The organism is Streptomyces sp. NPDC034085 (genome assembly GCF_055575555.1).
On record NZ_JBVISL010000008.1, the window covers coordinates 324,380 to 349,863 of the forward strand.

The 25,484-nt window shown below is 73.5% G+C and carries 22 protein-coding genes; 9 read left to right on the forward strand and 13 right to left on the reverse strand.

Annotated elements, in window-relative coordinates; all coding sequences use genetic code 11:
- Window positions 1-37 precede the first annotated feature (37 nt).
- The 4 genes from ACZ501_RS26370 to ACZ501_RS26385 form a co-directional block, all read right to left on the reverse strand.
- On the reverse strand, window positions 38-1,327 hold the full coding sequence (locus ACZ501_RS26370) for an NAD(P)/FAD-dependent oxidoreductase (protein ID WP_468798631.1): 1,290 nt from the start codon (window positions 1,325-1,327) through the stop codon (window positions 38-40).
- A 102-nt stretch (window positions 1,328-1,429) separates the two neighbouring features.
- On the reverse strand, window positions 1,430-2,830 hold the full coding sequence (locus ACZ501_RS26375) for an MFS transporter (RefSeq protein ID WP_468798634.1): 1,401 nt from the start codon (window positions 2,828-2,830) through the stop codon (window positions 1,430-1,432).
- A gap of 105 nt (window positions 2,831-2,935) precedes the next feature.
- Window positions 2,936-3,250, reverse strand: a complete 315-nt coding sequence (locus ACZ501_RS26380) for a metal-sensitive transcriptional regulator (RefSeq protein ID WP_361610268.1) — start codon at window positions 3,248-3,250, stop codon at window positions 2,936-2,938.
- A gap of 75 nt (window positions 3,251-3,325) precedes the next feature.
- The gene (locus ACZ501_RS26385; protein ID WP_468798637.1) at window positions 3,326-4,297 is read right to left on the reverse strand and encodes a hypothetical protein; all 972 of its coding nucleotides are present in this window, start codon (window positions 4,295-4,297) and stop codon (window positions 3,326-3,328) included.
- A gap of 191 nt (window positions 4,298-4,488) precedes the next feature.
- Between ACZ501_RS26385 and ACZ501_RS26390 the strand changes: the two genes are divergently transcribed.
- The 8 genes from ACZ501_RS26390 to ACZ501_RS26425 all read left to right on the forward strand — a co-directional run bounded on the left by ACZ501_RS26390 (window position 4,489) and on the right by ACZ501_RS26425 (window position 12,248).
- Window positions 4,489-4,776 (forward strand): cation transporter, encoded by a 288-nt coding sequence (locus ACZ501_RS26390; protein ID WP_468798640.1) that lies wholly within the window; start codon window positions 4,489-4,491, stop codon window positions 4,774-4,776.
- A gap of 95 nt (window positions 4,777-4,871) precedes the next feature.
- The gene (locus tag ACZ501_RS26395) at window positions 4,872-7,130 is read left to right on the forward strand and encodes a heavy metal translocating P-type ATPase (RefSeq protein ID WP_361610273.1); all 2,259 of its coding nucleotides are present in this window, start codon (window positions 4,872-4,874) and stop codon (window positions 7,128-7,130) included.
- Between the two features lie 245 nt (window positions 7,131-7,375).
- A complete protein-coding gene (locus ACZ501_RS26400) occupies window positions 7,376-7,765 on the forward strand; it encodes a BlaI/MecI/CopY family transcriptional regulator (RefSeq protein ID WP_361608622.1) in 390 nt (129 codons plus the stop codon).
- The gene (locus tag ACZ501_RS26405; RefSeq protein WP_361608624.1) at window positions 7,762-8,670 is read left to right on the forward strand and encodes a M56 family metallopeptidase; all 909 of its coding nucleotides are present in this window, start codon (window positions 7,762-7,764) and stop codon (window positions 8,668-8,670) included. Before ACZ501_RS26400 ends, ACZ501_RS26405 begins: the two co-directional genes overlap by 4 nt.
- Before the next feature lie 163 nt (window positions 8,671-8,833).
- On the forward strand, window positions 8,834-9,313 hold the full coding sequence (locus ACZ501_RS26410; RefSeq protein WP_468798643.1) for a GNAT family N-acetyltransferase: 480 nt from the start codon (window positions 8,834-8,836) through the stop codon (window positions 9,311-9,313).
- Between the two features lie 219 nt (window positions 9,314-9,532).
- Entirely contained in the window at window positions 9,533-10,441 is a 909-nt protein-coding gene (locus ACZ501_RS26415; RefSeq protein ID WP_468798646.1) for a class I SAM-dependent methyltransferase, read from the forward strand.
- 86 nt (window positions 10,442-10,527) lie between these two features.
- The gene (locus ACZ501_RS26420; RefSeq protein WP_361608630.1) at window positions 10,528-10,971 is read left to right on the forward strand and encodes a Fur family transcriptional regulator; all 444 of its coding nucleotides are present in this window, start codon (window positions 10,528-10,530) and stop codon (window positions 10,969-10,971) included.
- A 224-nt stretch (window positions 10,972-11,195) separates the two neighbouring features.
- Window positions 11,196-12,248 carry a helix-turn-helix transcriptional regulator gene (locus tag ACZ501_RS26425; RefSeq protein WP_361608632.1) on the forward strand — a complete coding sequence of 351 codons (1,053 nt, stop codon included), beginning with the start codon at window positions 11,196-11,198 and terminating at the stop codon, window positions 12,246-12,248.
- Between the two features lie 182 nt (window positions 12,249-12,430).
- On the opposite strand, the gene ACZ501_RS26430 is transcribed toward ACZ501_RS26425, so the two are convergent.
- The 4 genes from ACZ501_RS26430 to ACZ501_RS26445 form a co-directional block, all read right to left on the reverse strand.
- Window positions 12,431-12,556: a hypothetical protein gene (locus ACZ501_RS26430; protein WP_361608634.1), complete on the reverse strand. Its 126-nt coding sequence runs from the start codon at window positions 12,554-12,556 to the stop codon at window positions 12,431-12,433.
- A gap of 171 nt (window positions 12,557-12,727) precedes the next feature.
- A complete protein-coding gene (mshA, locus tag ACZ501_RS26435) occupies window positions 12,728-14,044 on the reverse strand; it encodes a D-inositol-3-phosphate glycosyltransferase (RefSeq protein WP_468798715.1) in 1,317 nt (438 codons plus the stop codon).
- Between the two features lie 186 nt (window positions 14,045-14,230).
- On the reverse strand, window positions 14,231-15,805 hold the full coding sequence (locus tag ACZ501_RS26440) for a class I tRNA ligase family protein (protein ID WP_468798649.1): 1,575 nt from the start codon (window positions 15,803-15,805) through the stop codon (window positions 14,231-14,233).
- A 173-nt stretch (window positions 15,806-15,978) separates the two neighbouring features.
- Window positions 15,979-17,775 (reverse strand): asparagine synthetase B family protein, encoded by a 1,797-nt coding sequence (locus ACZ501_RS26445; protein ID WP_468798652.1) that lies wholly within the window; start codon window positions 17,773-17,775, stop codon window positions 15,979-15,981.
- A gap of 145 nt (window positions 17,776-17,920) precedes the next feature.
- Between ACZ501_RS26445 and ACZ501_RS26450 the strand changes: the two genes are divergently transcribed.
- A complete protein-coding gene (locus ACZ501_RS26450; RefSeq protein ID WP_361608640.1) occupies window positions 17,921-18,664 on the forward strand; it encodes a PIG-L deacetylase family protein in 744 nt (247 codons plus the stop codon).
- Window positions 18,665-18,742: 78 nt separating this feature from the next.
- Here the strand turns inward: ACZ501_RS26450 and ACZ501_RS26455 are convergent, their stop codons facing one another.
- The 5 genes from ACZ501_RS26455 to ACZ501_RS26475 all read right to left on the reverse strand — a co-directional run.
- Window positions 18,743-19,459, reverse strand: a complete 717-nt coding sequence (locus ACZ501_RS26455; RefSeq protein WP_468798655.1) for a maleylpyruvate isomerase family mycothiol-dependent enzyme — start codon at window positions 19,457-19,459, stop codon at window positions 18,743-18,745.
- Between the two features lie 5 nt (window positions 19,460-19,464).
- Window positions 19,465-20,871: an adenosylhomocysteinase gene (gene ahcY / locus ACZ501_RS26460; protein WP_468798658.1), complete on the reverse strand. Its 1,407-nt coding sequence runs from the start codon at window positions 20,869-20,871 to the stop codon at window positions 19,465-19,467.
- Between the two features lie 35 nt (window positions 20,872-20,906).
- Window positions 20,907-24,362: a methionine synthase gene (gene metH, locus ACZ501_RS26465; protein ID WP_468798661.1), complete on the reverse strand. Its 3,456-nt coding sequence runs from the start codon at window positions 24,360-24,362 to the stop codon at window positions 20,907-20,909.
- Window positions 24,359-25,342 carry a carbohydrate kinase family protein gene (locus ACZ501_RS26470; protein WP_468798664.1) on the reverse strand — a complete coding sequence of 328 codons (984 nt, stop codon included), beginning with the start codon at window positions 25,340-25,342 and terminating at the stop codon, window positions 24,359-24,361. Before ACZ501_RS26470 ends, metH begins: the two co-directional genes overlap by 4 nt.
- Window position 25,343: 1 nt before the next feature.
- Window positions 25,344-25,484: methionine adenosyltransferase domain-containing protein (locus ACZ501_RS26475; RefSeq protein ID WP_468798718.1), on the reverse strand; the 141-nt coding region annotated here is incomplete at its 5' end.

Genomic DNA, 25,484 nt, shown 5'->3' on the forward strand with positions numbered 1-25,484 from the left:
TCCGGCCCCCGTCCGGCCCGCCGGCGGTGCGGGCGCTTCAGCGCGCGCCCGGCCGCCTGCCGGCGGCAGGGTCCGGCGCGGCCGCCGCGCGGTGCCTGATGTTGACGGCCGCGGCCCTGGCCAGGGCCGCGGGGCTCAGGAAGCGCAGCGGGCCGATCAGGCGGGAGGCGAACAGGTGCATGTGCCGCGCCATCGCCTCGTCGCGCGCTGCCGCGGAGAACATCAGCCGCTCCCCCGGATTGAACGGACGGGCCCTGGCGTAGTCGGCGGCCAGGGACTGGTGGCCGCGCAGCCGGCGCCGGTGGGTGCGGGCGTACGCCGCGAGCGCGCGGTCGAGGTCGCCCCGGCCGGCCGCCGCCGGGGCGACCGCCTCGGCCAGCCAGTGCGCCGACTGCAGGGCCCATCCGCACCCCACCCCCCACAGGGGGTCGCCGGTGAGGGCTGCGTCGCCGATGAGCGCGACGCCCGGAGCGGTCGGCTCGCGGCTGAGGAGGGGGTAGTCGACCGTCCCGATGATCTTGCTGATGCGCTCGGCGGAGTCGATGGGCGGGGCCTCGGGCAGGGCGCGGACGAAGTCGAGGAAGCTGCCCTCCAGGTCCTCCCGGAAGGCCGGCAGCCGCTGCTTGTCCGGGAGCACCGCGAGGACCGTCACCCCGTCGTCGTTGGGGAACGCGTACGCCATGTCGGGTTCGAGGAACCAGGCCTGGCCGATCCCGCCGTGCAGCGGAAGGCCGCGGAAGTGCGCGAGGTAGCCGAACCGGGTGTTCTCGTACCGCCGGGCGGGCAGCGCGGCGGACCTCGCCACGGCCGAGTCCCGGCCGTCGGCGCCGACCACCAGGCGGGCCCGGATCTCGCGCTCTCCCCGCGGTGTCGACACGCGCACCCCGACGGTGCGCCCGGCTTCCCGGACGAGGCCGGTGACGCGGTGGCCGGGAAGCAGGTCGACGCCGGGGGTCTGCGCCGCACGGGACCTGATCAGCGGGTCGAGGGTGGCGCGGCGGATGTTGTACGCGTAGGGCAGTTCGGGGCCCGCCGGCGCCGGCCTCGGTTCGATCCATCCCCAACGGGTCCACCAGCGGGCCGTGTTGCGGACGGCGCCGGCCTCCTCCAGCGCGGGGACGAGGCCGAGTTCGTCCAGCACCGGGTAGGCGTTGGCCGTGAGGGAGTGGGTGCACAGCACCTTGTACGCCTCGGGGTCCGAGCGGCGCTCCAGCAGGGCGACGCGGACACCGCGCCGGGCGAGCAGGATCGCCGCGGCGCTGCCGGCGAGGCTCGCCCCGCTGATGACGACGTCGTGGCCGTACCCCGGGCTCTCGGGCTTCGTCATGCGCTGACCCTTCGGGGTGCGGTTGCCGGTCGGGGGGGTGACGCGCTGCCAACTGCAATGGGAGCGGGGCCCGTTGTCAAGGCCTGCGCCGCGCGCGGTGCGCTACCTGAGGGCCGGTACGGGCAGCACGGCCGCCAGGCGGCGCAGGGCCCACCTGCGCTGGACCAGGGCCAGGCCGGCCACGCCGGTGCCGAGCGCCACCCAGCCGAGCGGGCCCGCCGCCATGACGGCGCCGGTCAGCAGGAGCGGCCCGACGGCCTTCTGGGTGGAGGGGGAGATGCCGGCCACCCCCAGGTACGAGGCCCTCGCCTGCGGCGGCGCGAGGGAGACGGCCAGCTCCCAGGAGCACACCGAGCGCACCAGCTCGGCGGCGGTGAGCAGGGCGGCCGCGGCCAGCAGGGTCGCGGTGGCCGTCCAGGGCCCGTGCTCGGGGGTGACGGCGACGAGGACGCAGGCGCCGAGCAGGAACAGCCCGTACCAGGCGACGGCGGCCGCCGCCCGGCGCGGCCCGCGGACCTTCGCGGACACGGTGAGTTGGAGGACGAGGACCAGGCCGGTGTTGAGCGCGAGGAGGGCGGGGACGACGGCGTGGGGCGCGTCGGTGTGGTGGACGAGCCACAGCGGGAGCCCGACGTTGAGGAGGGAGTCGTCCAGGTTCATCGGGATGTCGAGGAGCACGAAGCGGAGGTAGCCCCGGTCCCGCCAGGGGTTCTCGCCGGGCCCCTTCACCGCGGGCGCGGCGCCGTCCGGCGCGGCGCCGTCCGGCGCGGTGCCGTCCGGCGCGGTGCCGTGCGGTGCGGTGCCGTGCGGTGCGGTGCCGTGCGGTGCCGAGCCGTGCGGTGCGGCGGCCACCAGGCGGCCGTGGCCGCGGGGCTCCCGCGTCCGCCACACCAGCACGGCCGCCGCGAGGAAGGACAGCGCGTTGGCGAGGATGAGGACCTCGTACGCGCCGCGGGTGCCCACGGCGAGTCCCGCGGCGGCGATGCCGGCGCCGAGCGCGTAGCCCGCGTTGGCGGCGCTGCGGGACAGGGCCTGGTAGGTGGCGCGCCGCTCGCCCGCGACCCGGGTGGCGAAGAGCATCTCGAGGGTCTTGGCCGCCCGGTCGCCGAGGTGGGTGGCGGCGACGATCGCCACGAGCAGGTCGAAGCGGGTGACGAAGAGCATCGCGCAGAGGGCGGCCAGGCGCAGCAGGTGGCAGGCGATCAGCAGGGGGCGCACGGGGATCCGGTCGGCCAGGTGGCCCGCGACCGGTGAGCCCGCGATGCCCGCGACCGCGCCGACACCCAGCATCAGGCCGAGCCGTCCGGCGTCGAGACCGACGACGAAGGTGAAGAAGAGGACGGAGGAGGCCGCCCAGACGCCGGTGCCGGTGCGGTCGAGCAGTTGGGCGAGCATCATGATCCGGGCGTCACGGCCGCCGGGCGGCCGCCTGAGCTGTGCGATCAGGCCGCCCTCGGCGCCGTCGTGGTCCGTGTCGCGCCGTGCCGTGCTGCGCCGCCGCATGGCGGGCCTCCGTCTCCCCCGAGGAAGTATCTCGATATCGAGATACTTCACGGCAGCCTGCCCTCACATCCCTCTCGACGTCAAGAGATTCCGCGGGCGGGCCGTTCAGGAGCGGACCATGCGGGCGATGGCCCGCGAGGCCTCCTCCACCTTGTCGCGCGCCCTGTCGCCGCCCTCGGCCACGGCGTCGGCGACACAGGAGTGGAGGTGGTCCTCCAGCATGGCCAGCGCGAAGGACTGCAGCGCCTTGGTGGCGGCGCTGACCTGGGTGAGCACGTCGATGCAGTACGTCCCCTCCTCCACCATGCGCTGCAAGCCGCGCACTTGGCCCTCGATGCGGCGCAGCCGCTTGAGGACGTCATCCTTGTGCGCCGCATAGGCGGGGGCGGTGTCAGCGGGGTGTGCGGTGTAAGCGGGCACGGCGATCCCTTCCCGTTCGTCCCTCTCGTCGCGGACCTTTCTACCCCTGGGGGGTATGCAGGCTATGGGTACGCCTCAGTGCGAGTGCTCGCCCGACTCCCCCACCGCGGCGCCGGCGGCCGGGCTCGCGGCCGGCTCCGCCACCGGCTCGGCCCCGCCGCCCGCGGTGACGGTGAAGGCCGCCGTACGCACCGTGCCCTGGTGCTGGAAGTCCAGGAAGAGCCGGTAGGTCCCCGCGCTCGGGGCGGTGGCGGTGAAGGAGACGTCCGGGCCGGGACCGCCCTCGTTGGGGTGCACGTGCAGGTAGGCGAGGTCTCCGGCGCGCAGGGCGACGAGGTGGCCGTACGCGCCGAGATAGGGCTCGAGGTCGGTGACGGGCTTGCCGTCCTTGCTGACGGTGAGCTTGAGCTCGCCCGCCTTGCCGGGCTCCAGCGTCCCGCCCAGGGCGACCTGGTAGCCGTCGACGTCCGCCGTGCGCGCGGCCGGCGGCATCGGGTTCGGCGCGTACGCCCCGGGGACCGAGAGGTCCGCGCCGAGGGTGACGTTCTTCGCGCCCCCGGCGGCGGGCGCGAAGTCGGCGAACGCCTTGTACGCGCCCGGCGCGGGCAGGTCCACCGGCGCGGACCAGGTCCCGTCCCCGGCCCGCACCGGGTGCAGGTGGCGGTAGACCGTGAGGTCGCGCGAGGCCACGATGAAGTGCAGCTCCTTGCCGTGCTCGGTCTTGTACGCGGTGACCTTGCGGCCCTGCGCGTCCTTGACCGAGAACCGCAGCTCACCCTGGCCCGCCGCGACCTGGGGGGTGTCCAGGCTGAGGGTGTAGCCGCCCTCCGACACCTGGAGCCCGCCCGCGGCGGGGCCCTGGGCCGCGGCCTGGTCGTGGCCCCCGTGCCCCGCGGAGCCGGCGGGCGCCTGTGCCGCGTGCCGCCCCCCGTGCGCCGGCTCGGCCGGCGCGCCCACCGGACCCACGCCCGCACCCACCCCGTAGGCGGTGCCGAAGGTCGCCGCCAGCGCGGCGGCGAAAACGGTGATCTTCACTCCGGTGTTCATGGCTGATCTCCCCTACGACGTACGTTCCACTGCCGCATCCAGCGGTTCCATGGACTTCACCATACCCCCCAGGGGTATCAAGTCAAGCCGGGCAGACACTTGCGGTAGATACCTCCGGGGGGTATATCTGGAGTCAGTCCGGATACCCCCGACGGGTATCCGGACGCAGAAGCCCGACCAAGGAGAAACACATGTCTTCCTGCTGCACCCCCGACGGCAGCTGCGGCACCGGCGCCGCCGAGACGACGGCCGTGGCCGTCGTCGACACCACCGCCACCGTCTACCGCGTGACCGGCATGTCCTGCGGGCACTGCCGCACCGCCATCACCGCGTCCGTCGGCGCCCTCGACGAAGTCGTCTCCGTCGACGTGGACGTCGACGGCGGCGTGGTCACCGTGACCACCGCCGGCGAGCCCGACGACGCCGCGATCACCGCGGCGGTGGACGACGCCGGCTACGAGCTGACCGGCCGGGCCTGACACCCGGGCCCGTCCCCGACCCACCCGGCCGCCGGGGCCCCGTCCGTCCCACGGGCCCCGGCCCCCACCCCGCGCTCGAACGAGGAGCAGCACTCATGACCACCATCACCTCCGGCGCCGCCCAGGTCGAGCTCGCCATCGGCGGCATGACCTGCGCCTCGTGCGCGGCACGCATCGAAAAGAAGCTCAACCGCATGGACGGCGTCGAGGCCACCGTCAACTACGCCACCGAGAAGGCCAAGGTCACCTTCGACGCCGACGTCTCCGTCGCGGACCTGATCGCCACCGTGGAGGCCACCGGCTACACCGCGCAGGAGCCGGCGCCGGCGCGGACGGGCGGCACGCCGGGCGACGGGACGGAGCAGCAGGAGCCGGACGAGCTCGGTCCATTGCGCCAGCGGCTCGTCGCGGCCGTCTCGCTCGCGGTGCCCGTCATCGCGATGGCCATGGTCCCGGCCCTCCAGATCGAGTACTGGCAGTGGCTCTCGCTGACCCTGGCCGCGCCCGTCGTCACGTACGCGGCCTGGCCCTTCCACCGCGCCGCCTGGACGAACGCCAAGCACGGCGCGGCCACCATGGACACCCTGATCTCGGTGGGCACGATCGCGGCGTTCCTGTGGTCGCTGTGGGCGCTGTTCTTCGGCACCGCCGGCACGCCCGGCATGACCCACGCCTTCGAATTCACCATCGCCCGCACCGACGGCGCGGGGAACATCTACCTGGAGGCCGCGGCGGGCGTCACCGCCTTCATCCTGGCCGGGCGGTACTTCGAGGCCAAGTCCAAGCGCAAGGCCGGCGCCGCCCTCAAGGCGCTGCTGGAATTGGGCGCCAAGGAGGTCACGGTGCTGCGCGGCGGCCGCGAGGTCACCGTGCCGACCGCCGACCTCCAGGTCGGCGACCGCTTCCTGGTGCGCCCCGGCGAGAAGATCGCCACCGACGGGACCGTGGTCGAGGGCTCCTCCGCCGTCGACGCCTCCATGCTGACCGGCGAGTCCGTCCCGGTCGAGGTCTCCGCCGGCGACGCGGTCACGGGCGCCACCCTCAACGCCGGCGGCCGCCTGGTCGTGGAGGCGACCCGGATCGGCTCGGACACCCAGCTCGCCCGGATGGCCAAGCTGGTCGAGGACGCCCAGAACGGCAAGGCCGCCGCCCAGCGGCTCGCCGACAAGATCTCCGCGGTGTTCGTCCCGGTCGTCATCGGACTGGCCCTGGCCACCCTCGGGTTCTGGCTCGGCACCGGGTCGGGCCTCGCGGCCGCCTTCACCGCCGCCGTCGCCGTACTGATCATCGCCTGCCCCTGCGCCCTGGGCCTGGCCACCCCCACCGCCCTGATGGTGGGCACCGGCCGCGGCGCCCAGCTCGGCATCCTCATCAAGGGCCCCGAGGTCCTCGAGAGCACCCGCAAGGTCGACACCATCGTCCTGGACAAGACCGGCACCGTCACCACCGGCCGGATGACCCTGCTGCACGTGCACACCGCCGACAACACCGACGAGGCCGAGGTGCTGCGCCTCGCGGGTGCCCTGGAGCACGCCTCCGAGCACCCGATCGCGCAGGCCGTCGCCGCCGGCGCCACCGCGAAGGCCGGCCCCCTCCCCGCCCCCGAGGACTTCGCCAACATCCCCGGCCTCGGCGTCCAGGGCGTCGTCGAGGGCCACGCCGTGCTCGTCGGACGCGGCAAGCTGCTCGCCGAGTGGGCGATGGAGCTGCCCGCCCACCTGGAGCGGGCCAAGGCCGAGGCGGAGGCCGCCGGCCGCACCGCGATCGCGGTGGCCTGGGACGGCGAGGCCCGCGCGGTCCTGGAGGTCGCCGACGCGGTCAAGGACACCAGCGCCGAGGCCATCCGGCGGCTGCGCGCCCTGGGCCTCACCCCGATCCTGCTGACCGGTGACAACAAGGCCGTGGCCGAGTCCGTCGCCGCCGAGGTGGGGATCGACGAGGTCATCGCGGAGGTCATGCCGCAGGACAAGGTCGACGTCGTCAAGCGGCTGCAGTCCGAGGGCCGCAGCGTCGCGATGGTCGGCGACGGCGTCAACGACGCGGCGGCCCTCGCCCAGGCCGACCTGGGGCTGGCCATGGGCACCGGCACCGACGCGGCCATCGAGGCCGGCGACCTGACCCTCGTACGCGGCGACCTGAGGGCCGCGGCGGACGCCATCCGGCTCGCCCGCAAGACGCTCGGCACCATCCGCTCGAACCTGTTCTGGGCCTTCGCCTACAACGTGGCCGCCCTGCCGCTCGCCGCGGCCGGGCTGCTCAACCCGATGATCGCCGGTGCGGCCATGGCCTTCTCCTCGGTCTTCGTCGTCGGCAACAGCCTCCGTCTGCGCGGCTTCCGGGCCGCCGCCGACTGAGGAGCCCCCGTGGCCGGTTACGCAGATCACGGGCGAAGGAGAAGGTCGGCGAGGCCACCAGGGCCGTCGCCCGCCTGATCCGCACCTGACCACCGCCCTCCCGGCCGCTCCCGCCGCCCCTCCACCCGCACGACGCGGTGGAGGGGCGGCGGCGGTCCGGGGCCCGTCGTACGGGGCCGGGGTATGCCCCCGCGGGCGGGGCGGGCCGTACGATGAACCGCTCGCGAGGGGGAGGGCCGAGAGGGATGCGCGTACGCCGGCTGGGAGAGCTGGAGGCCGAGATCATGGACCGGGTGTGGCAGTGGGAACGCCCCGCCTCGGTCCGCGAGATCGTGGACGACATAAACCGGGGCCGCAAGGTCGCCTACACCACCGTCATGACCGTGGCCGACATCCTGTACCGCAAGGGCTGGCTGAGCCGGGAGAAGTCGGGCCGGGCCTGGATGTACGAGGCGGTGCGCAGCCGCGAGGAGTACACCGCGGCGCTGATGCAGGACGCGCTCGGCGACAGCCAGGACCGCAGGGCCGCGCTGCTGCGGTTCGTGGAGCGCATGTCGCACGAGGACGTGGAGGCGCTGGACGAGGCCCTGCGCGCCGCCCGTCCCGGCCGCCCCGCCGACGGGAACGGCCGGTGAACCACCACGTCCTGCCGCCCCTCGGACTCGCCCTGATCACCGGCCTGGTGCTGCCTTGGCTGCTGGTCCGCGCCCGCTGGGCCCAGCAGGTGCCCCGCATGGGTCTCGCAGCGTGGGTCGCCTGCGGCGCCGTCTTCGCGCTGTCGACGGCCATGCTGCCGGCGCAGCTGCTGCTCCCGCCGGAGACCAGCCACCGGCTCGTCGACGCCGTCATGACGCTGGCGCCGCCCCCGCCCGCACGGCTGGCGGCGGCCACCGTGCGCGAGGCCCTCGCCGCGGCGTCGGCCCTCGCGGTGCTGACGGTGCCGGCCACCGGTTTCGTGACCGAGCTCGTGCGGGCGCGCCGGTCCCGCACCCGGCACGCCGAACTGCTGCGCCTCGTCGGCCGGTACGACGCCCGGCTGCGCGCGACCGTACTGGAGGACGGGCGCCCGGCGGTGTACTGCCTGCCGGGGCGATCGCGCCGGGTCGTGGTCTCCTCGGGGGCCCTGGAGGTCCTGACGGAGCAGGAGCTGGCCGCCGCGCTCGCCCATGAGCGGGCCCACATCGGCGGGCGCCACCACCTGCTGGTCGCGGCGGCGAGCGCGTACTCGGCCGTCTTCCGCCGGCTGCCGCTGGCGCGGATCGGCGGGCGGACCGTGCCGCTGCTGCTGGAGATGGCCGCCGACGACCGTGCGCTGCGCGGCTGTTCGGGCGACGCCCTGGCCACGGCGCTGTACGCGCTGGCCTCGGGACACGCGCCGCGCAGGGCGTTCGCGGCGGGCGGCCCTTCGGCCGCGGTGCGGATGCGGCGCATCCTGGAGCCGCGGAGGGCGGGCCGCCCGGTGCTGCGCGGGACGCTGGCGGTGGCCGCGGCGGTGTCCACCGTGGTTCCGCTGGTCGTCGCCTGTTGCTGGACCACCTGATATGCGGATGCCGCTCTTCCTCCCGGCACTCCGCCTCTCCCGTCACAACCCGGTTATTTACTAAGCCAATTCGTAGATTTCCCGCCGGACCCGGCCACTCGAATTGCCCGCTATTCTGAGCGCGTGCGGGCTCAGGACCGGTACGGCGAGAGGTGCGGAAAGAATGCTGCTGGCTGACGTGCGGACGGCAGCGCCCGGTGACGCGACGGCGATTTCCCGGCTCCTCGCGGAAGCGATTCGCGACGGCTACGGCGAGGCCCTCGGGGAAATCCGGGCAGCCCGGCTGGTGTCGGACCATTGCGCCCTGCCCCGCATTAGAGCGGAAATTGAAATTCCCGGCGGGGCGCCGGGCTGGCTCGGCTGGCTGGTCGCGGCGGCCGCCGACGGCACCCTCGTGGGAGCGGTGTCAGGGGGTGTACCGGTGGCCTCCGAGGGCGAGATCTACGCCCTGTGCGTGACCCCGGGGCGCCGGCGCGAGGGCGTCGGGTCGGCGCTGCTGGAGGTGGCCACCGGCCGGATGCGGGCGCACGGGGCCGCGTCCCAGCGGATCACGCTGCCCGTCGAAGGGGCCGCGGCGCTCCCCTTCTTCGCCCACCACGGCTTCGGCGAGCTCACCCCGGTCCGGCTCGGCCGCCCGCTCTGACGGCCGTCCGCTCTGGCGGCCGTCCGCTCTGGCGGCCGTCCGCCGCGGCCCCTCCCGCCAGGGCGGGGCGTGGCGGATCCACGCCATCGCGTGTTCACGCAGCCCGCCGCTCTGGCCCCGCGCCTCCTGCGCGGGACAGGATTTCACCGGCGGCGCGGTCCCGGCGGCACGGGAGCCCCGCCCCCGGACGGCTGGACCGAGCGACCCCCTGGAGGAGCGATGCACACCCCGAGCGGCATGTCCCTGCCCGTCCTGCCGGTCGTGCCCGCCCCGTTCACCGCGGCCCCGTCGGCCGCGCACCCGGCTGCCGGCGCCCTCGGGGCGTACGGCTCGACCGCCGTCCTGCCGCCCTCCGACTTCCTGCCGGGCCTGGAGTCGGCCGCGCCCGCCGACGAGGACGCGGGCTGGCTCCAGGACGCGCTGCTCGGCCCGCACAGCGCGGACATCGTCCGCTACCTGGGCCTGGCGCGCAGTTGCGGCGGCCCGGTCCTGGACCTGGGCTGCGGCGCGGGACGGCTCGCGGTGCCGTTCGCCCGCCAGGGCTTCCACGTCGAGGCCGTGGACCGGGACGCCGCCAGTCTGGAGCGGCTGCGGGCCTGGGGCCGGCGGATCGGTCCGCAGGTGTCGCGGCTGCTGGTGACCACCCGGGCGGATCTGGCCGAGTTGCGGCTGCGCGGCTCCTACCGGCTGGCCCTGCTGGCCGGGACGATGATCTCGGCCGTGCCGCCCCACGCCCGCCCCGGGCTGTTGCGCGAGATCGCCTCGCACCTGGAGCCGGGCGGCGCGCTCGCCCTCGACTTCACCGCGCACCGGCTGCGCGGGCTGTCGCAGGACCCCCGGCGCACGTGGGCCTTCCAGGTGCCCCGGTTCGACGGCGTGGAGGAATGGACGGTGGCCCGCCAGGTGTTCGACCTGGACGACATGAGCGAGCACATCACCTACCACTCCGTCCGCACGGGCAAGCTGAGCACCGAGCGGGTGGCCCGGGACACCCGGAAGTGGATCGTCGACCCGGAGCGCCTCACCGCCGAACTGCACGCGGCGGGGCTGCGCGTGGAGCGCCGGCGCCGGCACCGCCTCGACGAGCGCACCGAGAGCGTCCTGCTCGTCTGCCGGGCCGACGGCTGAGGGCCCCCGCCACCGGTCCACGGGGCTGGGCAAGAGGTACGATGCCCACAAAGGTTTGAGTGGACCAGATCACGGATGGTGGCGGAGTGAGGGCTGTCGTGGAGGAGCCGACCGGCCGCGAGGCGGTGATCCAGCGCCTCCGCGACGTGGGGCTGCGCGTCACGGGGCCGCGCCTGGAGGTGCTGCAAGTCCTGGCGGCCGGCGGGCACATGGACGTCGAGTCCATCACGGCCACGGCCCGCGAGCGGCTCGGTACGCTGACCAGCCAGGCCGTCTACGAGATGCTGCGCCACTTCCTGGAGACCGGACTGGCGTCGAAGTTCGACCGCCCCGGCCTGCCCGCCGTCTTCGAGATCTCCGGCCCGCCCCACCAGCACGCCCTGTGCGTGCGCTGCGGCCGGGTGGAGAACGTCCAGGCCGACGTACCGGAGCCGGCCGGCGGGGCGATCAGCGCCTGGCGGATGGGGGACGGCGCCGAGGTCATCTACAAGGGGCTGTGCCCCGACTGCGCGCACGAGCCGCAGGACTGACCGGTCCGCCTCCCCTTCTCGCGCTCCGCGCACGGGAGTCGGCTTTCCCATGCGGCCCGGGACCGCCCGCGCGACGCCGCGTCCGGGCCGGCCGGGAGCCGCGCCGCGCCCCTCAGAGGCTGCCTGTGACGCCCGTCACATCCCCTTCGGCGGGGCGGGAGGCCTCCCATAGGTATGTGCCAAAGTGTGACTGTCGATTCGTAAGATGAGGGGGTCGCTTCGCGATGGCAACGGGCGACGGCAGGGACGGCATCCAGTCCGCCGACAGGGTGCTGGCCTTCTATCAGGAGCTGCGCCTGCGCGGGGTGTCCGACCTGAACGAGGTCTTCCGGGAGCTCGGGCTCGCCCCGGAGGAGTACGAGAAGTGGCGCGCGGAGCTGAGCTCCCTGGGCCTGATCGTGCCGACCGGCACCACCCACGCCACCCGCGCCGACCTCCAGTCCGGCGCCTGGGAACCGGGACCGGACGCGGTCACCGTGGTCGACCCCGAGATCGCCCTGCTGCGGATGCTCCAGCGCGAGCGCGAGCGGCTGCGCGAGCACCTGGACGAGTCCGACCGGGCCTACAGCGCGCTGGAGACCCTGGTCGGACGGTTCCTGCGGCCCGGTTCGCTGAACGGCTCCGCCGTCGAGGTGGAGATCCTCGAGGACTACGGCCGGATCCAGCAGGTGCTGGAGGACATCACGGACGTCATCCGGCACGACCTGGCGTCCATGCACGTGACGGCGCTGGTCCGGGAGGTGGCGGACCGCGTGCTCAGCCGCGACCGCCGCCAGATCGACAACGGCGTGCGCATCCGGGCCATTTACCACCAGCGCATCACCACCTCCCCGGAGGCCGTGGAGATGCTCCGGCGCCGGGTCGAGGCGGGCGTCGAGATCCGGCTGTCCCCCGCCGTCCCGATGAACATGATCATCGCGGACCAGCAGTTCGCCGTCCTGCCCGTGCACCCCGACGACCGCTCGGCGGGCGCGATCCTCGCCCGCGGCCCGGCCCTGGTCCGCTCCTACCTGGCGCTGTACGAGCACTGCTGGCACGCGGCCACCCCGTACGGCGACGACGTCGCACAGGAACTCGGCGGCGACGGATTGTCCGAGCAGCAGCGGGCGGCCCTGAAAATGCTCGCCTCGGGCATGAAGGACGAGAAAGTCGCCCGGAATCTCGGGGTGTCCCTGCGGACGGTGAGCCGCATGCTCTCCGAGTTGATGCAGGAAATGGGGGCGTCGAGCCGTTTCGAGGCCGGTGTCCGCGCCCAGCGGCTCGGCTGGCTGGACTGACCGGCGCCCCGGCGGCGCTGTTCCGATGAATCCGCACTGCTTTTCCGCCCCTCTGCGCCGATGCGCTGGAAATACCGCCGCAATACTCCGGAGCGCCGAATGAACCGGGGCGGGATCGCGAAAGCCCCGTGACCGCCCGAGGGCCGTCACGGGGCTTCATCCACGGGAATGGGCCGGGTCGTTCAGTCCCAGCCGTTGTCGTCGGCGCGGGAGGAGGACCGGCCGATGCCGGCCGCGGTACAGAGCGGGCGAACGGGGGCGGTGGGGCGGACGTTCCCGAACATTCCGGTGGTGTGCGCGGCGGACATGATTCCTCCAGGGAGCTGGAATGGCGATTTCCGTCTCCGCGGATCCGTGCCGCCGGTATTCCGTCGAAGACATCTCCATTGTCTTATGGATTCCAAGGCCGGGCCACTTTCCTGTAGCGCGTTTGAGGCGGATCTGGAGTTCACGCAGACGTTACACCTGCGCATCTTTGGTCAACTCAAAAGAGCTGTTAGGGTGGCCTTCCGGCCTTCTCGACCCTCCAGGGGAGAGGTGTCGGCGAGGCAGGGGCGTGCCGCCGCTCCTGCCTCACTCATCTCCGGCCCCCACCGCTCCTCCCCCAGCACGTCCCGGTAGACCTCCAGGGTCCGCGCCGCCGCGGCCTGCCAGCTCATCTCCCGGGCGTGACGCACCGCCGCCCGCCCCATCACGGCGGCCGCCTGCGGGTGCTCCGCGAACCAGCGCAGGTGCCGGGCGTACATCACCGGGTCGTTGCCGCGTACGAGCAGACCCGTCACCCCGTCGCGGACGGCGGTGGGCAGCCCGCCGACGGCCGAGGCGAGGACCGGGGTCCCGCACGCCTGTGCCTCCAGCGCGACCAGGCCGAAGGACTCGCTGCGCGAGGGCACCACCAGGACGTCCGCCGCCCGGTACCACCGGGCCAGCTCCGCCTGCGGGACCGGTGGACAGTGGCGCAGCACGTCCGACACCCCCAGTTCCCGCGCCAGTTCCCAGGCTTCGCCGCGCGGCCCGGCGCCGGAGTTCCCGCCCACCACCGGGACGATGGTCCGCCGCCGCAGCTCCGGTACCTCCCGCAGCAGTTCGGCGATGGCGCGCACCATCACGTCGGGGCCCTTGAGGGGCTGGATGCGGCCTGCATACAGGGGGACGAAGGCGTCGGCCGGCAGTCCCAGCCGGGCCCGTGCCGCCGCCCGCCCCCGGCCCGGCCCGAAGGTGCGCAGGTCCACGCCCGGCTGGACGATCTCCGTACGCCGCGCGTCGGCCCCGTACAGCTCCCGCAACGCCTCCGCTTCGTCGGCGGTGTTGGCGATCAGCCGGTCGGCGGAGCCCACGACCTGGTGCTCGCCCCGGATCCGCAGCTCCGGCTCGGGGGCGTCGCCGTCGGCGAGGGCCGCGTTCTTCACGCGGGCCAGGGTGTGCGCGGTGTGCACCAGCGGGATCCGCCATCCTGCGGCGGCGATGCGGCCGGCCTGCCCGGAGAGCCAGTAGTGCGAGTGCACGAGGTCGTAGCGGCGCTGCTCCTTGAGGAGGGCCAGCGAGAACGGCAGCACCAGGGCGGGCATGTCCTCCTTGGGGAGGGCGGCGCGCGGGCCCGCCTCCAGGTGGCGCACCCGCACGCCGGGGCCGAGGGCGTCCCCGGCGGGGCGCTCCTCACCGCGGCAGCGGGTGAACAGGTCTACCTCGATGCCCTGTTCGGCGAGGGCCCGGGAGAGCTGGACCATGTAGACGTTCATGCCGCCCGCGTCCCCGGTGCCGGGCTGGTGCAGCGGCGAGGTGTGGACGCTGAGCATGGCGACGCGCAGGGACACGTGGAGCTCCTACGGGCAGGGGCCGCGTCCGCCCTGCGCCGCCGGGCGACCGGCGCGCGGTCACGCGGCGAAGTGGGGATGCTGTCGTTTCTGTCGTCGTGCTGTCGTGCTGTCGTGCTGTCGTGCTGGTGGTACGGGACGCGCCGGGAGGGACTTCGACGACACGGCCTAGAAGCCGAACACCGGTCCCGAGGGCGGCGCGAGCCGAGTCCCCGGTGCGGGCGGGACGAGGGCCGCGGCGGAGACCGGTCCGCCGGGTTCCGCCTTGAGGGCCGCGGCCAGCCGGTCCGCGCCCTCGGGCATCACCGGCCGCGCCCACGCTCCCAGGGCGTGGGCCACGGCCAGCTGCGCCGCCAGCACGGGCAGGTGGCGGCCGCCGGCGGTGGGGCGGTGCGCCTCGTGCGCGTTGACGTGGCCGAAGTCGGCGGCCGAGCGGACCATCTCGTCGAGCAGGGCCACCGCCCTGCGCGGGTCGAACGCCTCCGGCGAGTAGGCCTCGCGCAGGTCCTCCAGGCCGCGCAGCAGCCGCCGTTCCAGCACCTCCCAGCCGGCCCCCCCGGGCAGGGCCGCCGGGACCAGCCCGGCGCACTCCTCGCGGACGGCGGTGAACAGCCGGCCGAGCCAGTTGTTCCAGCTCTCGTCCAACTCCCGGCGGGCGGCGGCGAGCCGGTCGGCGTGGAACGCCGTGCGCCGGCCCAGCGGCCGGGCCTGGAGGACGTGCCGGCGCAGGGTGTCCGAGCCGTACTCGGTGATCAGGTCCAGCGCCCAGGCCTTCTGGCCGGAGCCCCACACGAGCGCCTCGTCCTCGATGACGTACGCCTCGTTCACGCAGAAGTGCTGTGGCAGCTTGATCCCCTGCGCGAACAGCAGGACCGGCAGCAGCACCGCGTGGCAGAAGGCGTGGCCGAAGCCGCAGAAGTGGACGGCCCGTTCGGGCAGCGGCTGGTCGCCGTGGCCGAAGAGGTGCATGGCGGCCGCCTCGAAGCAGCCGTCGATGCGGTGCTCGGGGAAGCCGTCGACCGGGACGGGCAGCCCCCACTCGGCGGGGTGGGACACCGCGATGTCCGGCAGGCCGTCCTCGACGAGCGACTCGCACAGCGCGGCCAGCCGGGGCGGCAGACCGGTGGCGGCCCAGTACTCGGCGAGCGCCTCCCGGTGCGGCTCCAGCGGGATGTACAGGCGCCGGCACCGCCGCGGCACGGCCGGCGAGGCACACTGGGCGCAGCGCGGTTCCAGCAGGTCGCCGCCGTCGTTGGGGCGGGCGCACTCGTGGCACATGCCGCCTTCGCTGACCGCCGCGCAGTGCGGGCAGGTGCCGGTGACGTGCGCTCCGTGGAGCCAGCGCCCGCAGGGTTCGCAGTACGGCGTGAGGCGGGTGCGGGCCGCGATGACCCCGTCGGCGTGGAGGCGCTGGAAGAGGTCCGCCAGCCGGCGCCCGTACCCCTTGTCCTGGCGGGGCCGCACGATGTGGTCGAACTCGACGCCCGAGCGCAGCCAGTCCGACGTGATCGCGGCGCGGTACCCCTCGGCGACCTCCTCCGGTTTGCGGCCGGCGCGCAGCGCGCGGACGTGGACGGAGCTGGCGTGGTCGGCGGTGCCGGTGGTGAACCGGACGGGTTCGCCCTCGGCCCGCAGGTAGCGGGCCAGTACGTCGGCGGCGACGTACGGTCCTGCGAGATGGCCGACGTGCAGTTCGCCGTGGGTGGCCGGCGGGGTCGCGGTGATCCAGACGGGGGTGCTCATGGGACCTCCTTGACGCTGTGGTGCTCAGGACGCAGCGAGGCTTGGAACGGAACGAGTGGGGTGCCCAGCCAAGCCTGACAGAGAAACGAACCGCGCGGTCTGGTCTTGGCTTGCGCATTCGCGCCGTTGCGTGGACACGCCAGCAGGGCCCCGGCCGCAGCCGGTGGGGGGCCTCAGGCGGCGCAGTCCACCGGTACGTGCATCCCCCGGACGACCTCGCTCCACAGCTCGTGCGTGGCCAGCGCCCACAGTGCGAGCGCGTCGTGGTCCGAGGGCCGCTCCAGCTGACGGGCGAACAGGGTCCGCACCCGGTCGGGCCGCACCTGCCCGGCCCGTGCCAGCCGCTCCGCCGACAGCAGTTCGCGTACGGGTTCCAGGAGCGGGCCGCCGGGTACGAGCATCGCGGTGACGGGCAGGGCGAACGGCCGCCCGGGGCGTTTCAGCACCGCCCCGGGCAGCAGTTCCCGGCCCGCCTCGGCGAGGGCGCGCCGGTCCTGGAGGCGGCGGGGTGCGAGGGAGCGGGCGTGCTCGGCGACCGCGGGCCGGCAGAACGGCATGCGGGCCTCGACGGCCGACGCCATCCCGAGGTGGTCGGTCCGGCGCAGGCGGCCGGGCAGCCGCCAGCGGGTCTCGAACGCGGTGATCGCGGTGAGCCGGTCGCCGCCCGCCGAGCGCAGCTCCCGCTCGACGCGGTCGGCGGCGGAGCCCTCCTCGGCGATGAAGTCCCGGTAGGCGGGCGTGTACAGGTACTCGCGGAGCAGCCGCGGCGCGGCCGCCAGCCCGTCGGTGTAGGCGGCGGCCCAGTCCGCGACGAAGGGCGCCGGGCCCGCGGGCCGGATCCGCGCGGAGGCGCCGAAGAGCTCGTCGGCGCCGTCCCCGGTCAGGGCCACGCTGTAGCCGGCCTGCCGTACGGCCCGGAAGAGGGCGTAGGTGCCGGGGGCGGCGGGGTCGGCGCTGGGCTGCCCCAGGTGGCGGACGGTGCGGGTCAGCAGCGAGCCCAGCTCGGCCGGGTCCAGGGCGACTTCGTGGTGGACGGTACGGGCGTGCCGGGCCGCGGCGCGGGCCTGCGCGGCCTCGGGGTCGGGCCGTCTGCCGCGGTGGGTGAGGTGGAAGGTGTGCGGGGCGGGTGCTCCGTCCTCCCGGGCGTACTCGGCCGCCAGCGCCGTGACCAGGCCCGAGGCGAGGCCGCCGCTCGTGAGGACGCACACCGGTACGTCGGCCCGCGCGAGGCGGCGTACCTCACGGCGCAGCACGTCCGCGGTGGCCGGGCGGGGCCGCTCGGGGCCGTCCTGCCCGGGGGGCCGGCGCCGCAGCGCGGCCGGCCGGCCGGGGCGGACGACGGCGGTCGCGCCCGGGGGCAGGACGCTGATGCCCTCCAGGGCGGTCCGGGCGGAGATCGGCGTGCGCAGGGCGAGGACGGTGTCGAGGCTGTCCGCGCGCGGGGCGGTCCGGACCCCGTCGAAGGCCAGCAGCGCCGGGATCTCGGACGCGAAGCGGAACGCCCCGTCCGCGCCCTGGTGGTAGTGCAGGGGTTTGAGGCCCATGGGGTCGGCCGCCAGGACCAGCCGGGGGCTCGCGCGGACGTCGAGGACGGCGACGGCGAACATGCCGTCGAGCCGCCGTGCGAAGCCCGTCCCGTACTCGGCGTACAGCGCGGGCAGCAGGGTGCCGTCGCACAGGTCGGGGAAGCGGTGGCCGCGGGCGGCGAGTTCGCGCCGCAGCTCGGCGTGGTTGTAGATCTCGCCGTCGAGCACGGCCGTGACCCCCGGCAGGTGGGCCAGCCGGTACGGCTGCCGCCCGCCGAGCGGATCGGTGACGGCGAGCCGGTCGCACCCCAGCGACCAGCCCGGCCCGCGCAGCACCTGGTGCTCGTCGGGGCCGCCGTGCCGCTGCCGGGCGGAGACCGCCGCGAGCTCGGCCGGGTCGGGGCGCGCCGTCCCGGCCGAGAGAGAACCGAAAATCCTGCCCATGCCGGACGCCTCCGCTTCCCACGCACGCGTGGTTCCCTCAACGATCTGGAGCAGTGAAGTCTTCGAGTGGCGTAGAGGCGACATGTCGCGAGTACGCCAAAGGAGCCGCCTTGCGGGCCGCGCCCCCGCCGAACAGGCTGATCACATGGAACACTTCGCGACCGATCGCCCAGACCGCAGCGCGCCCGAATCCCTGCTGGTCGTGGCCGCGCACCCGGACGACATCGAGTTCTGCGTCAGCGGGACGGTCATGCGGTGGATCGAGCAGGGCACCACCCGGGTGACGTACTGCATCGTCACGGACGGCGGGGCGGGCGGCTACGACGAGCAGCTCCCCCGCCAGGCCATGGGGGACCTGCGCCGCGCCGAACAGGTGCACTCGGCCAAGCGCAGCGGCGTCGACGACGTCCGCTTCCTCGGCTACCCGGACAGCTACGTCGAGGCGAGCGTGGAGCTGCGCCGCGACCTGTGCCGGGTGATTCGGCAGGTCCGCCCGCAGCGTGCCGTCATCCCGAGCCCAGAGATCAACTGGGGCCGCATCGCCGACCTGCACCCCGACCACCGCGCGGTGGGTGACGCGGCCCTGCGGGCCGTCTACCCCGAGGCGCGCAACCCGTTCGCGCACCCCGAGCTCCTCAAGGAGGAGGGGTTGGAGCCGTGGATCGTGCCGGAGCTGTGGCTGATGACCGGGCCGACGCCGAACCAGTACATCGACGTCACCCCCGTCTTCGACCGCAAGGTCGAGGCCCTGCGCATCCACACCTCGCAGACCGCCCACTTCGACGATCTGGCGGGGCTGCTGCGGGAGTGGCTGGGCGAGCACGCCCGGGCGGCGGGGCTGCCCGCGGGCCGGATGGCGGAGGCCTTCCAGGTCGTCAGGATCGAGTGACCGGGCTGCGTTCCCGCCCGGGCCGGGTCCCGTTCGCCTCCTGGGGCGGAGGGGACCCGGCCCGCGTTCCGTCCGGGGTCACCGGTAGATGAGCAGTTCCGCCTCGGTCGCGCCCGCCAGTTCGTAACGGGTCGCGACCAGCGGCCGGCCGGAGTAGAGGCGGATCAGCGTCGCCGCGTCCCCGCGGTAGCGGGCGGCGGGGCGGCCGGGCACCTCGTTGCCCAGGACCAGCGGCCCGTGGGGGCCGCCGATGTCGGCGAGCAGCCGGGGCGTCCCGCGCCTGCGGCTGGCGGTGCGCAGCAGGGGCAGGGCCAGCGGCAGGCTGTCGCCGGCGTACTCCCCGGGCTCACCGAGCGCCGCGCGGACGTCGCCCGCGTGGATCCACTCCCCGAGGGCCACCGTGTCCAGCGTGCCGTCGCCCGCGGCGATGGCCGGGCCGGCCTCGGTGAGCCCGCGTTCCAGCTCGTCCACGATCCGGCCCACGGGCCAGTCGGCGCGCTCGGCCACGTCCGCTGCGTTGGCGGCCGGCAGGAAGACCCCTTCCTCCAGCCGGCCCTCCACGATGCGCACCAGGGCCGCCCCGCAGTGGGCGAGGACCTCCCGGACGGTCCAGCCCGGGCAGGCGGTGCGGAGCCCGTAGAAGGCCTCGGGCGTCCGGCGCAGCAGCGGGACCAGCGCGTCCCGTTCGGTGCGCAGCAGCCGGTCCGGGAGCCAGGGGTCACGCGCCCCGGCGGCGGCTTCCCCGGCGGTTTCGAGGGCGTCCGCAGCGGCTTCGACGGTGTCCACGGTGTCCATGGCCGTCAGTAGCGGTAGTGGTCGGGCTTGTACGGGCCTTCGACCTGGACGCCGATGTACGCGGCCTGCTCGGGGCGCAGGGTGGTGAGCTTGACGCCGAGCGCGTCGAGGTGGAGGCGGGCGACCTTCTCGTCCAGGTGCTTGGGCAGCACGTACACGTCGGTCGGGTACTCCGACGGCTTGGTGAACAGCTCGATCTGCGCCAGCGTCTGGTCCGCGAAGGAGTTCGACATCACGAACGACGGGTGGCCGGTCGCGTTGCCCAGGTTCAGCAGACGGCCCTCGGAGAGCACGATCAGGACCTTGCCGTCGGGGAACGTCCAGGTGTGGACCTGCGGCTTGACCTCGTCCTTGACGATCCCGTCGATCCTCGCCAGACCCGCCATGTCGATCTCGTTGTCGAAGTGGCCGATGTTGCCCACGATCGCCTGGTGCTTCATCCGGGCCATGTCCGAGGCCATGATGATGTCCTTGTTGCCGGTGGTCGTGATGAAGATGTCGGCCGTCTCCACCACGTCGTCCAGCGTGGCGACCTGGTAGCCGTCCATCGCCGCCTGCAGCGCGCAGATCGGGTCGATCTCGGTGACGATCACCCGCGCGCCCTGGCCGCGCAGCGACTCGGCGCAGCCCTTGCCGACGTCGCCGTAACCGCACACGACGGCGACCTTGCCGCCGATCAGCACGTCCGTGGCACGGTTGATGCCGTCGATCAGGGAGTGGCGGCAGCCGTACTTGTTGTCGAACTTCGACTTCGTCACCGCGTCGTTCACGTTGATCGCCGGGAAGAGCAGGGTGCCCTCGGCCATCATCTCGTACAGGCGGTGCACGCCCGTGGTGGTCTCCTCCGTCACACCGCGGATCTCGGACGCGAGCTGCGTCCAGTCCAGCGTGCTGCGCCGCAGCAGTTCGAGGACGAAGCCCATTTCCTCGTTGTCGGCGGTCGAGGGGTCGGGGACGGCGCCGGCCTTCTCGAACTCGACGCCCTTGTGGACGAGGAGGGTGGCGTCACCACCGTCGTCGAGGATCATGTTCGGGCCCGCGTGCCCGGGCCAGGTCAGCGCCTGCTCGGTACACCACCAGTACTCCTCCAGCGTCTCGCCCTTCCAGGCGAAGACGGGGATGCCGGCGGCCGCGATCGCCGCCGCGGCGTGGTCCTGCGTCGAGTAGATGTTGCAGGAGGCCCAGCGGACGTCGGCGCCCAGGGCGACGAGCGTCTCGATCAGGACGGCCGTCTGCACGGTCATGTGCAGCGAACCGGTGATCCGCGCACCGGCCAGCGGCCGCGACTGCGCGTACTCCTTGCGGATCGACATCAGACCCGGCATCTCGTGCTCGGCCAGGGTGATCTCCTTGCGGCCGAACGCGGCGAGGGAGAGGTCGGCGACCTTGAAGTCCGTGAATCCGTCAGGCATGGGATGTGCTCCTTGAACTGGTCTGGTACCCGGGGTCATCGGCGGCCTCCCGCGTTGAAGTAGCCGGCCTCGGGGTGGTGGATGACGATGGCGTCGGTGGACTGCTCGGGGTGGAGCTGGAACTCCTCCGAGAGGTGGACGCCGATCCGCTCCGGCTGGAGGAGGTCGGCGATCTTGGCCCGGTCGGCCAGCTCGGGGCAGGCCGGGTAGCCGAGGGAGTAGCGGCAGCCCTGGTACTCGGTGCGGAACATGCCGTCCATGGCCGTCGGGTCGGACCCGGCGATGCCCAGTTCGGAGCGGACGCGCGCGTGCCAGTACTCGGCGAGGGCCTCGGCGAGCTGGACGGACAGGCCGTGCAGCTCCAGGTAGTCGCGGTAGGAGTCGGACTCGAAGAGCGTGGCGGTGGCCTCGCCGATCTTCGAGCCGACGGTGACCACCTGGAAGCCGACGACGTCGACCTCACCGGACTCCTCCGGCCGGACGAAGTCCGCGAGGCACAGGCGCCGGCCACGGCTCTGGCGCGGGAAGGTGAAGCGGGTCCGCTCTCCTCCGTCCTCGTCCAGGACGATCAGGTCGTCCCCCTTGGAGACGCAGGGGAAGTACCCGTAGACCACGGCCGCTTCGAGGAGCCGCTCGGTGTGCATCCGGTCCAGCCAGCCGCGCAGCCGCGGCCGGCCCTCCGTCTCGATGGAGCCCGCGTCCTTCAGGCCCCACTGGCCTCTGAAGAGCGCCTGTTCGTCCAGCCATCCCGCGTATTCCTTGAGCTGGATGCCCTTGACGACCCGGGTGCCGAGGAACGGCGGCTCGGGCACCGGGTGGTCGACGGCCACGTCGGAGCGGCCGGTCCCTTCCGGCTCGCGGACGTCGAGGACGACGGTCCGCTGCGGCACGCGGCGCTGCTTCAGGGGCGGGAGTTCGGCGCCGGGGACGCCGCGCTTGACGGCGATGAGCGCGTCCATCAGCCGCAGGCCCTCGAAGGCGTCGCGGGCGTAGCGGACCTCGCCCTCGTAGATCTCGTGGAGGTCCTGCTCGACGTAGGCGCGGGTCAGGGCGGCGCCGCCGAGGATCACCGGGTAGTCGGCCGCCAGCTTGCGCTGGTTGAGCTCCTCCAGGTTCTCCTTCATGATCACCGTCGACTTCACCAGCAGACCCGACATGCCGATCACATCGGCCTTGTGCTCCTGCGCCGCCTCCAAGATCGCTGACACCGGCTGCTTGATGCCGATGTTCACGACGTTGTAGCCGTTGTTGGTGAGGATGATGTCCACGAGGTTCTTGCCGATGTCGTGGACGTCGCCGCGGACGGTGGCCAGGACGATGGTGCCCTTGCCCTCGTCGTCGGTCTTCTCCATGTGCGGCTCCAGATAGGCCACCGCCGTCTTCATGACCTCGGCGGACTGGAGGACGAACGGCAGCTGCATCTGCCCGGAACCGAACAGCTCACCGACGACCTTCATCCCCTCCAGCAGGGTGTCGTTGACGATGTCCAGCGCCGGACGGGTCTGCAACGCCTCGTCCAGATCGGCCTCCAGGCCGTTCTTCTCCCCGTCGATGATCCGCCGCTGGAGCCGCTCGTCCAGCGGCAGCGCCAAAAGCTCCTCCGCCCGGCCCGCCTTCAGCGACTTCGTGTTGACACCCTCGAACAGGGCCATCAGCTTCTGCAGCGGGTCGTAGCCCTCACTGCGCCGGTCGTAGATCAGATCGAGGGCGGTGGTGACCTGCTCCTCGTCGAACCGGGCAATGGGAAGGATCTTGCTGGCGTGGACGATCGCCGAGTCCAGACCGGCCTTGACGCACTCGTCCAGGAAGACGGAGTTCAGCAGCACACGGGCGGCCGGGTTCAGGCCGAAGGAGATGTTCGACAGGCCCAGCGTCGTCTGGACGTCGGGGTGGCGGCGCTTGAGCTCACGGATCGACTCGATCGTCGCGATGCCGTCCTTGCGGGACTCCTCCTGACCCGTGCAGATCGTGAACGTCAGCGTGTCGATCAGGATGTCCGACTCGCGGATCCCCCAGTTGCCGGTCAGGTCGGCGATGAGGCGTCCGGCGATGGCGACCTTGTGCTCGACCGTGCGGGCCTGGCCCTCCTCGTCGATCGTCAGCGCGATCAGCGCGGCGCCGTGCTCCCGCGCCAGCCGGGTGACCTTCGCGAACCGGGAGTCGGGCCCGTCACCGTCCTCGTAGTTCACCGAGTTGATGACCGCACGCCCGCCCAGCTTCTCCAGACCCGCCTGGATGACCGGAACCTCCGTGGAGTCCAGCACGATCGGCAGCGTCGAGGCCGTCGCGAAACGACCCGCCAGCTCCTCCATGTCCGCCACACCGTCACGGCCCACGTAGTCCACGCACAGGTCCAGCATGTGCGCGCCCTCACGGATCTGGTCCCGGGCCATCTCCACACAGTCGTCCCAGCGGCCCTCCAGCATCGCCTCCCGGAACTTCTTCGACCCGTTCGCGTTCGTCCGCTCACCGATCGCCATGTACGCGGTGTCCTGCCGGAACGGCACCGTCTGGTACAGCGACGCCGCCCCCGGCTCGGGCTGCGGGGTCCGCTCGGTGACGGCCGCGCCCCGCACCCGCTCCACGACCTGTCGCAGGTGCTCCGGCGTCGTACCGCAGCAGCCGCCTACCAGGGACAGGCCGTACTCGCGGACGAAGGTCTCCTGCGCGTCCGCCAGCTCGGCCGCCGACAGGGGGTAGTGCGCGCCGTCCTTGCCGAGGACGGGCAGGCCCGCGTTCGGCATGCACGACAGCGGAATGCGCGCGTTGCGCGCCAGATACCGCAGGTGCTCGCTCATCTCCGCCGGACCCGTCGCACAGTTCAGACCGATCATGTCGATCCCCAACGGCTCCAGCGCCGTCAGCGCCGCCCCGATCTCCGACCCCAGCAGCATCGTCCCGGTCGCCTCCACCGTGACCTGGACGATCAGCGGGAGGTCCCCCATACCGCACCAGTCGAGCGCCCGCCGCGCGCCGATGACGGCGGCCTTGGTCTGGAGCAGGTCCTGCGAGGTCTCCACGAGCAGCGCGTCCGCGCCGCCCCGGATCAGCCCCTCGGCGCTCTCCTGGTAGGCCGCGCGCAGGGGCTCGTACCCCACGTGGCCGAGGGTGGGCAGCTTGGTGCCCGGCCCCATGGAGCCCAGGACCCAGCGGGGGCGGCCGTCGCGCGCGGTGAACGCGTCCGCGGACTCGCGGGCGATGCGGGCTCCGGCCTCGGACAGTTCGTAGACCTTCTCCTCGATGCCGTACTCGGCGAGTGCGGACAGGTTGGTGCCGAAGGTGTTGGTCTCGACGCAGTCCACCCCCACCGCGAAGTACTCGTCGTGGACCGCGCGGACGATGTCGGGGCGGGTGAGGTTGAGGACCTCGTTGCAGCCCTCCAGCCCCAGGAAGTCGTCCATCGTCGGGTCGGCGGCCTGGAGCATCGTGCCCATGGCGCCGTCCGCGACCACGACGCGGGTCGCGAACTCCTCCCGCAGTGACCGTCTCATTCCAGTGCCCCCAGGTGTGCGGACAGTTCCGTCGGGGTCGCCGGGCCGTACGCGCCGCGGAGCCGGGCCAGCAGCGGCTCCCGCTCCAGGCGGTACTCCTGGGTGCCGGTGTGGTCGAGTACGGTCGCGGCGACCGCGCAGCCGAGCCGGGCCGCGTACCGCTCGGACACGCCCCAGGCGGTCCCGGCGAGGAAGCCGGCGCGGAAGGCGTCGCCGACGCCGGTGGGGTCGACGACCTCGGCGACCTCCACCGCGGGCACCGTCAGCGGCTCGCGGTCCATGCCGCGGATGCGTACGCCGGCCTCGCCGCAGGTGGTGACCCAGGAGCCGACCCGGCGCAGCACCTGTTCCTCGGTGAGCCCGGACCGTTCGCACAGCAGCGCGGACTCGTACTCGTTGGTGAACAGCCGCTGCGCCCCGTCGACCAGTTCCCGCACTTCCTCGCGGCTGAGCCGGGCCAGCTGCTGCGAGGGGTCGGAGGCGAAGGGGATGCCCAGCTCCCGGCAGCCGCGGGTGTGGCGGAGCATGGCCTCGGGGTCGTCCGGCGAGACCAACACCAGGTCGGGCCTGCCGGTGCGGGCCACGACCTCCCGCAGGTCGATCTCGCGGGCTTCGGCCATCGCGCCCGCGTAGAAGGTCGCGATCTGGTTCTGCTCCTGGTCGGTGGTGCAGACGAAGCGGGCGGTGTGGCGGGTGTCGCTCACGCGGACGGAGTCGGTGTCGACTCCATGGTCCTTGAGCCACACCCGGTACGGCTCGAAGTCCCCGCCCACCGCGCCCACCAGCAACGGGCGCAGTCCCAGCATGCCCAGGCCGAACGCGATGTTCGCCGCCACTCCGCCCCGCCGCACTTCCAGGTGGTCGGCGAGGAACGACAGGGAGACCCGGTCCAGGCGGTCCGCCAGCAGCTGCTCGGCGAACCGGCCGGGGAAGGTCATCAGATGATCGGTCGCGATGGATCCGGTGACAGCGATACGCATGTCAGACCCCGGCTGCCGTGCGCAGCGCGTCGACGCGGTCGGTGCGTTCCCAGGTGAAGTCGGGGAGTTCGCGGCCGAAGTGGCCGTAGGCGGCGGTCTGGGCGTAGATGGGCCGCAGCAGGTCGAGGTCGCGGACGATCGC

Excerpts from the sequence above, each read along its gene's own strand:
- ACZ501_RS26370 (WP_468798631.1), bottom strand. The coding sequence starts at position 1,327 with ATGACGAAGCCCGAGAGCCCGGGGTACGGCCACGACGTCGTCATCAGC.
- ACZ501_RS26395 (WP_361610273.1), top strand. The coding sequence starts at position 4,872 with ATGACCACCATCACCTCCGGCGCCGCCCAGGTCGAGCTCGCCATCGGC.
- ACZ501_RS26445 (WP_468798652.1), bottom strand. The coding sequence starts at position 17,775 with ATGGGCAGGATTTTCGGTTCTCTCTCGGCCGGGACGGCGCGCCCCGAC.
- metH (WP_468798661.1), bottom strand. The coding sequence starts at position 24,362 with ATGAGACGGTCACTGCGGGAGGAGTTCGCGACCCGCGTCGTGGTCGCG.
- ACZ501_RS26425 (WP_361608632.1), top strand. The coding sequence starts at position 11,196 with ATGGCAACGGGCGACGGCAGGGACGGCATCCAGTCCGCCGACAGGGTG.
- ACZ501_RS26400 (WP_361608622.1), top strand. The coding sequence starts at position 7,376 with ATGCGCGTACGCCGGCTGGGAGAGCTGGAGGCCGAGATCATGGACCGG.
- ACZ501_RS26415 (WP_468798646.1), top strand. The coding sequence starts at position 9,533 with ATGCACACCCCGAGCGGCATGTCCCTGCCCGTCCTGCCGGTCGTGCCC.
- ACZ501_RS26375 (WP_468798634.1), bottom strand. The coding sequence starts at position 2,830 with ATGCGGCGGCGCAGCACGGCACGGCGCGACACGGACCACGACGGCGCC.
- mshA (WP_468798715.1), bottom strand. The coding sequence starts at position 14,044 with ATGCTCAGCGTCCACACCTCGCCGCTGCACCAGCCCGGCACCGGGGAC.
- ACZ501_RS26470 (WP_468798664.1), bottom strand. The coding sequence starts at position 25,342 with ATGCGTATCGCTGTCACCGGATCCATCGCGACCGATCATCTGATGACC.
- ACZ501_RS26410 (WP_468798643.1), top strand. The coding sequence starts at position 8,834 with ATGCTGCTGGCTGACGTGCGGACGGCAGCGCCCGGTGACGCGACGGCG.
- ACZ501_RS26440 (WP_468798649.1), bottom strand. The coding sequence starts at position 15,805 with ATGAGCACCCCCGTCTGGATCACCGCGACCCCGCCGGCCACCCACGGC.
- ACZ501_RS26390 (WP_468798640.1), top strand. The coding sequence starts at position 4,489 with ATGTCTTCCTGCTGCACCCCCGACGGCAGCTGCGGCACCGGCGCCGCC.
- ACZ501_RS26430 (WP_361608634.1), bottom strand. The coding sequence starts at position 12,556 with ATGTCCGCCGCGCACACCACCGGAATGTTCGGGAACGTCCGCCCCACC.
- ACZ501_RS26385 (WP_468798637.1), bottom strand. The coding sequence starts at position 4,297 with ATGAACACCGGAGTGAAGATCACCGTTTTCGCCGCCGCGCTGGCGGCG.
- ahcY (WP_468798658.1), bottom strand. The coding sequence starts at position 20,871 with ATGCCTGACGGATTCACGGACTTCAAGGTCGCCGACCTCTCCCTCGCC.
- ACZ501_RS26450 (WP_361608640.1), top strand. The coding sequence starts at position 17,921 with ATGGAACACTTCGCGACCGATCGCCCAGACCGCAGCGCGCCCGAATCC.
- ACZ501_RS26455 (WP_468798655.1), bottom strand. The coding sequence starts at position 19,459 with ATGGACACCGTGGACACCGTCGAAGCCGCTGCGGACGCCCTCGAAACC.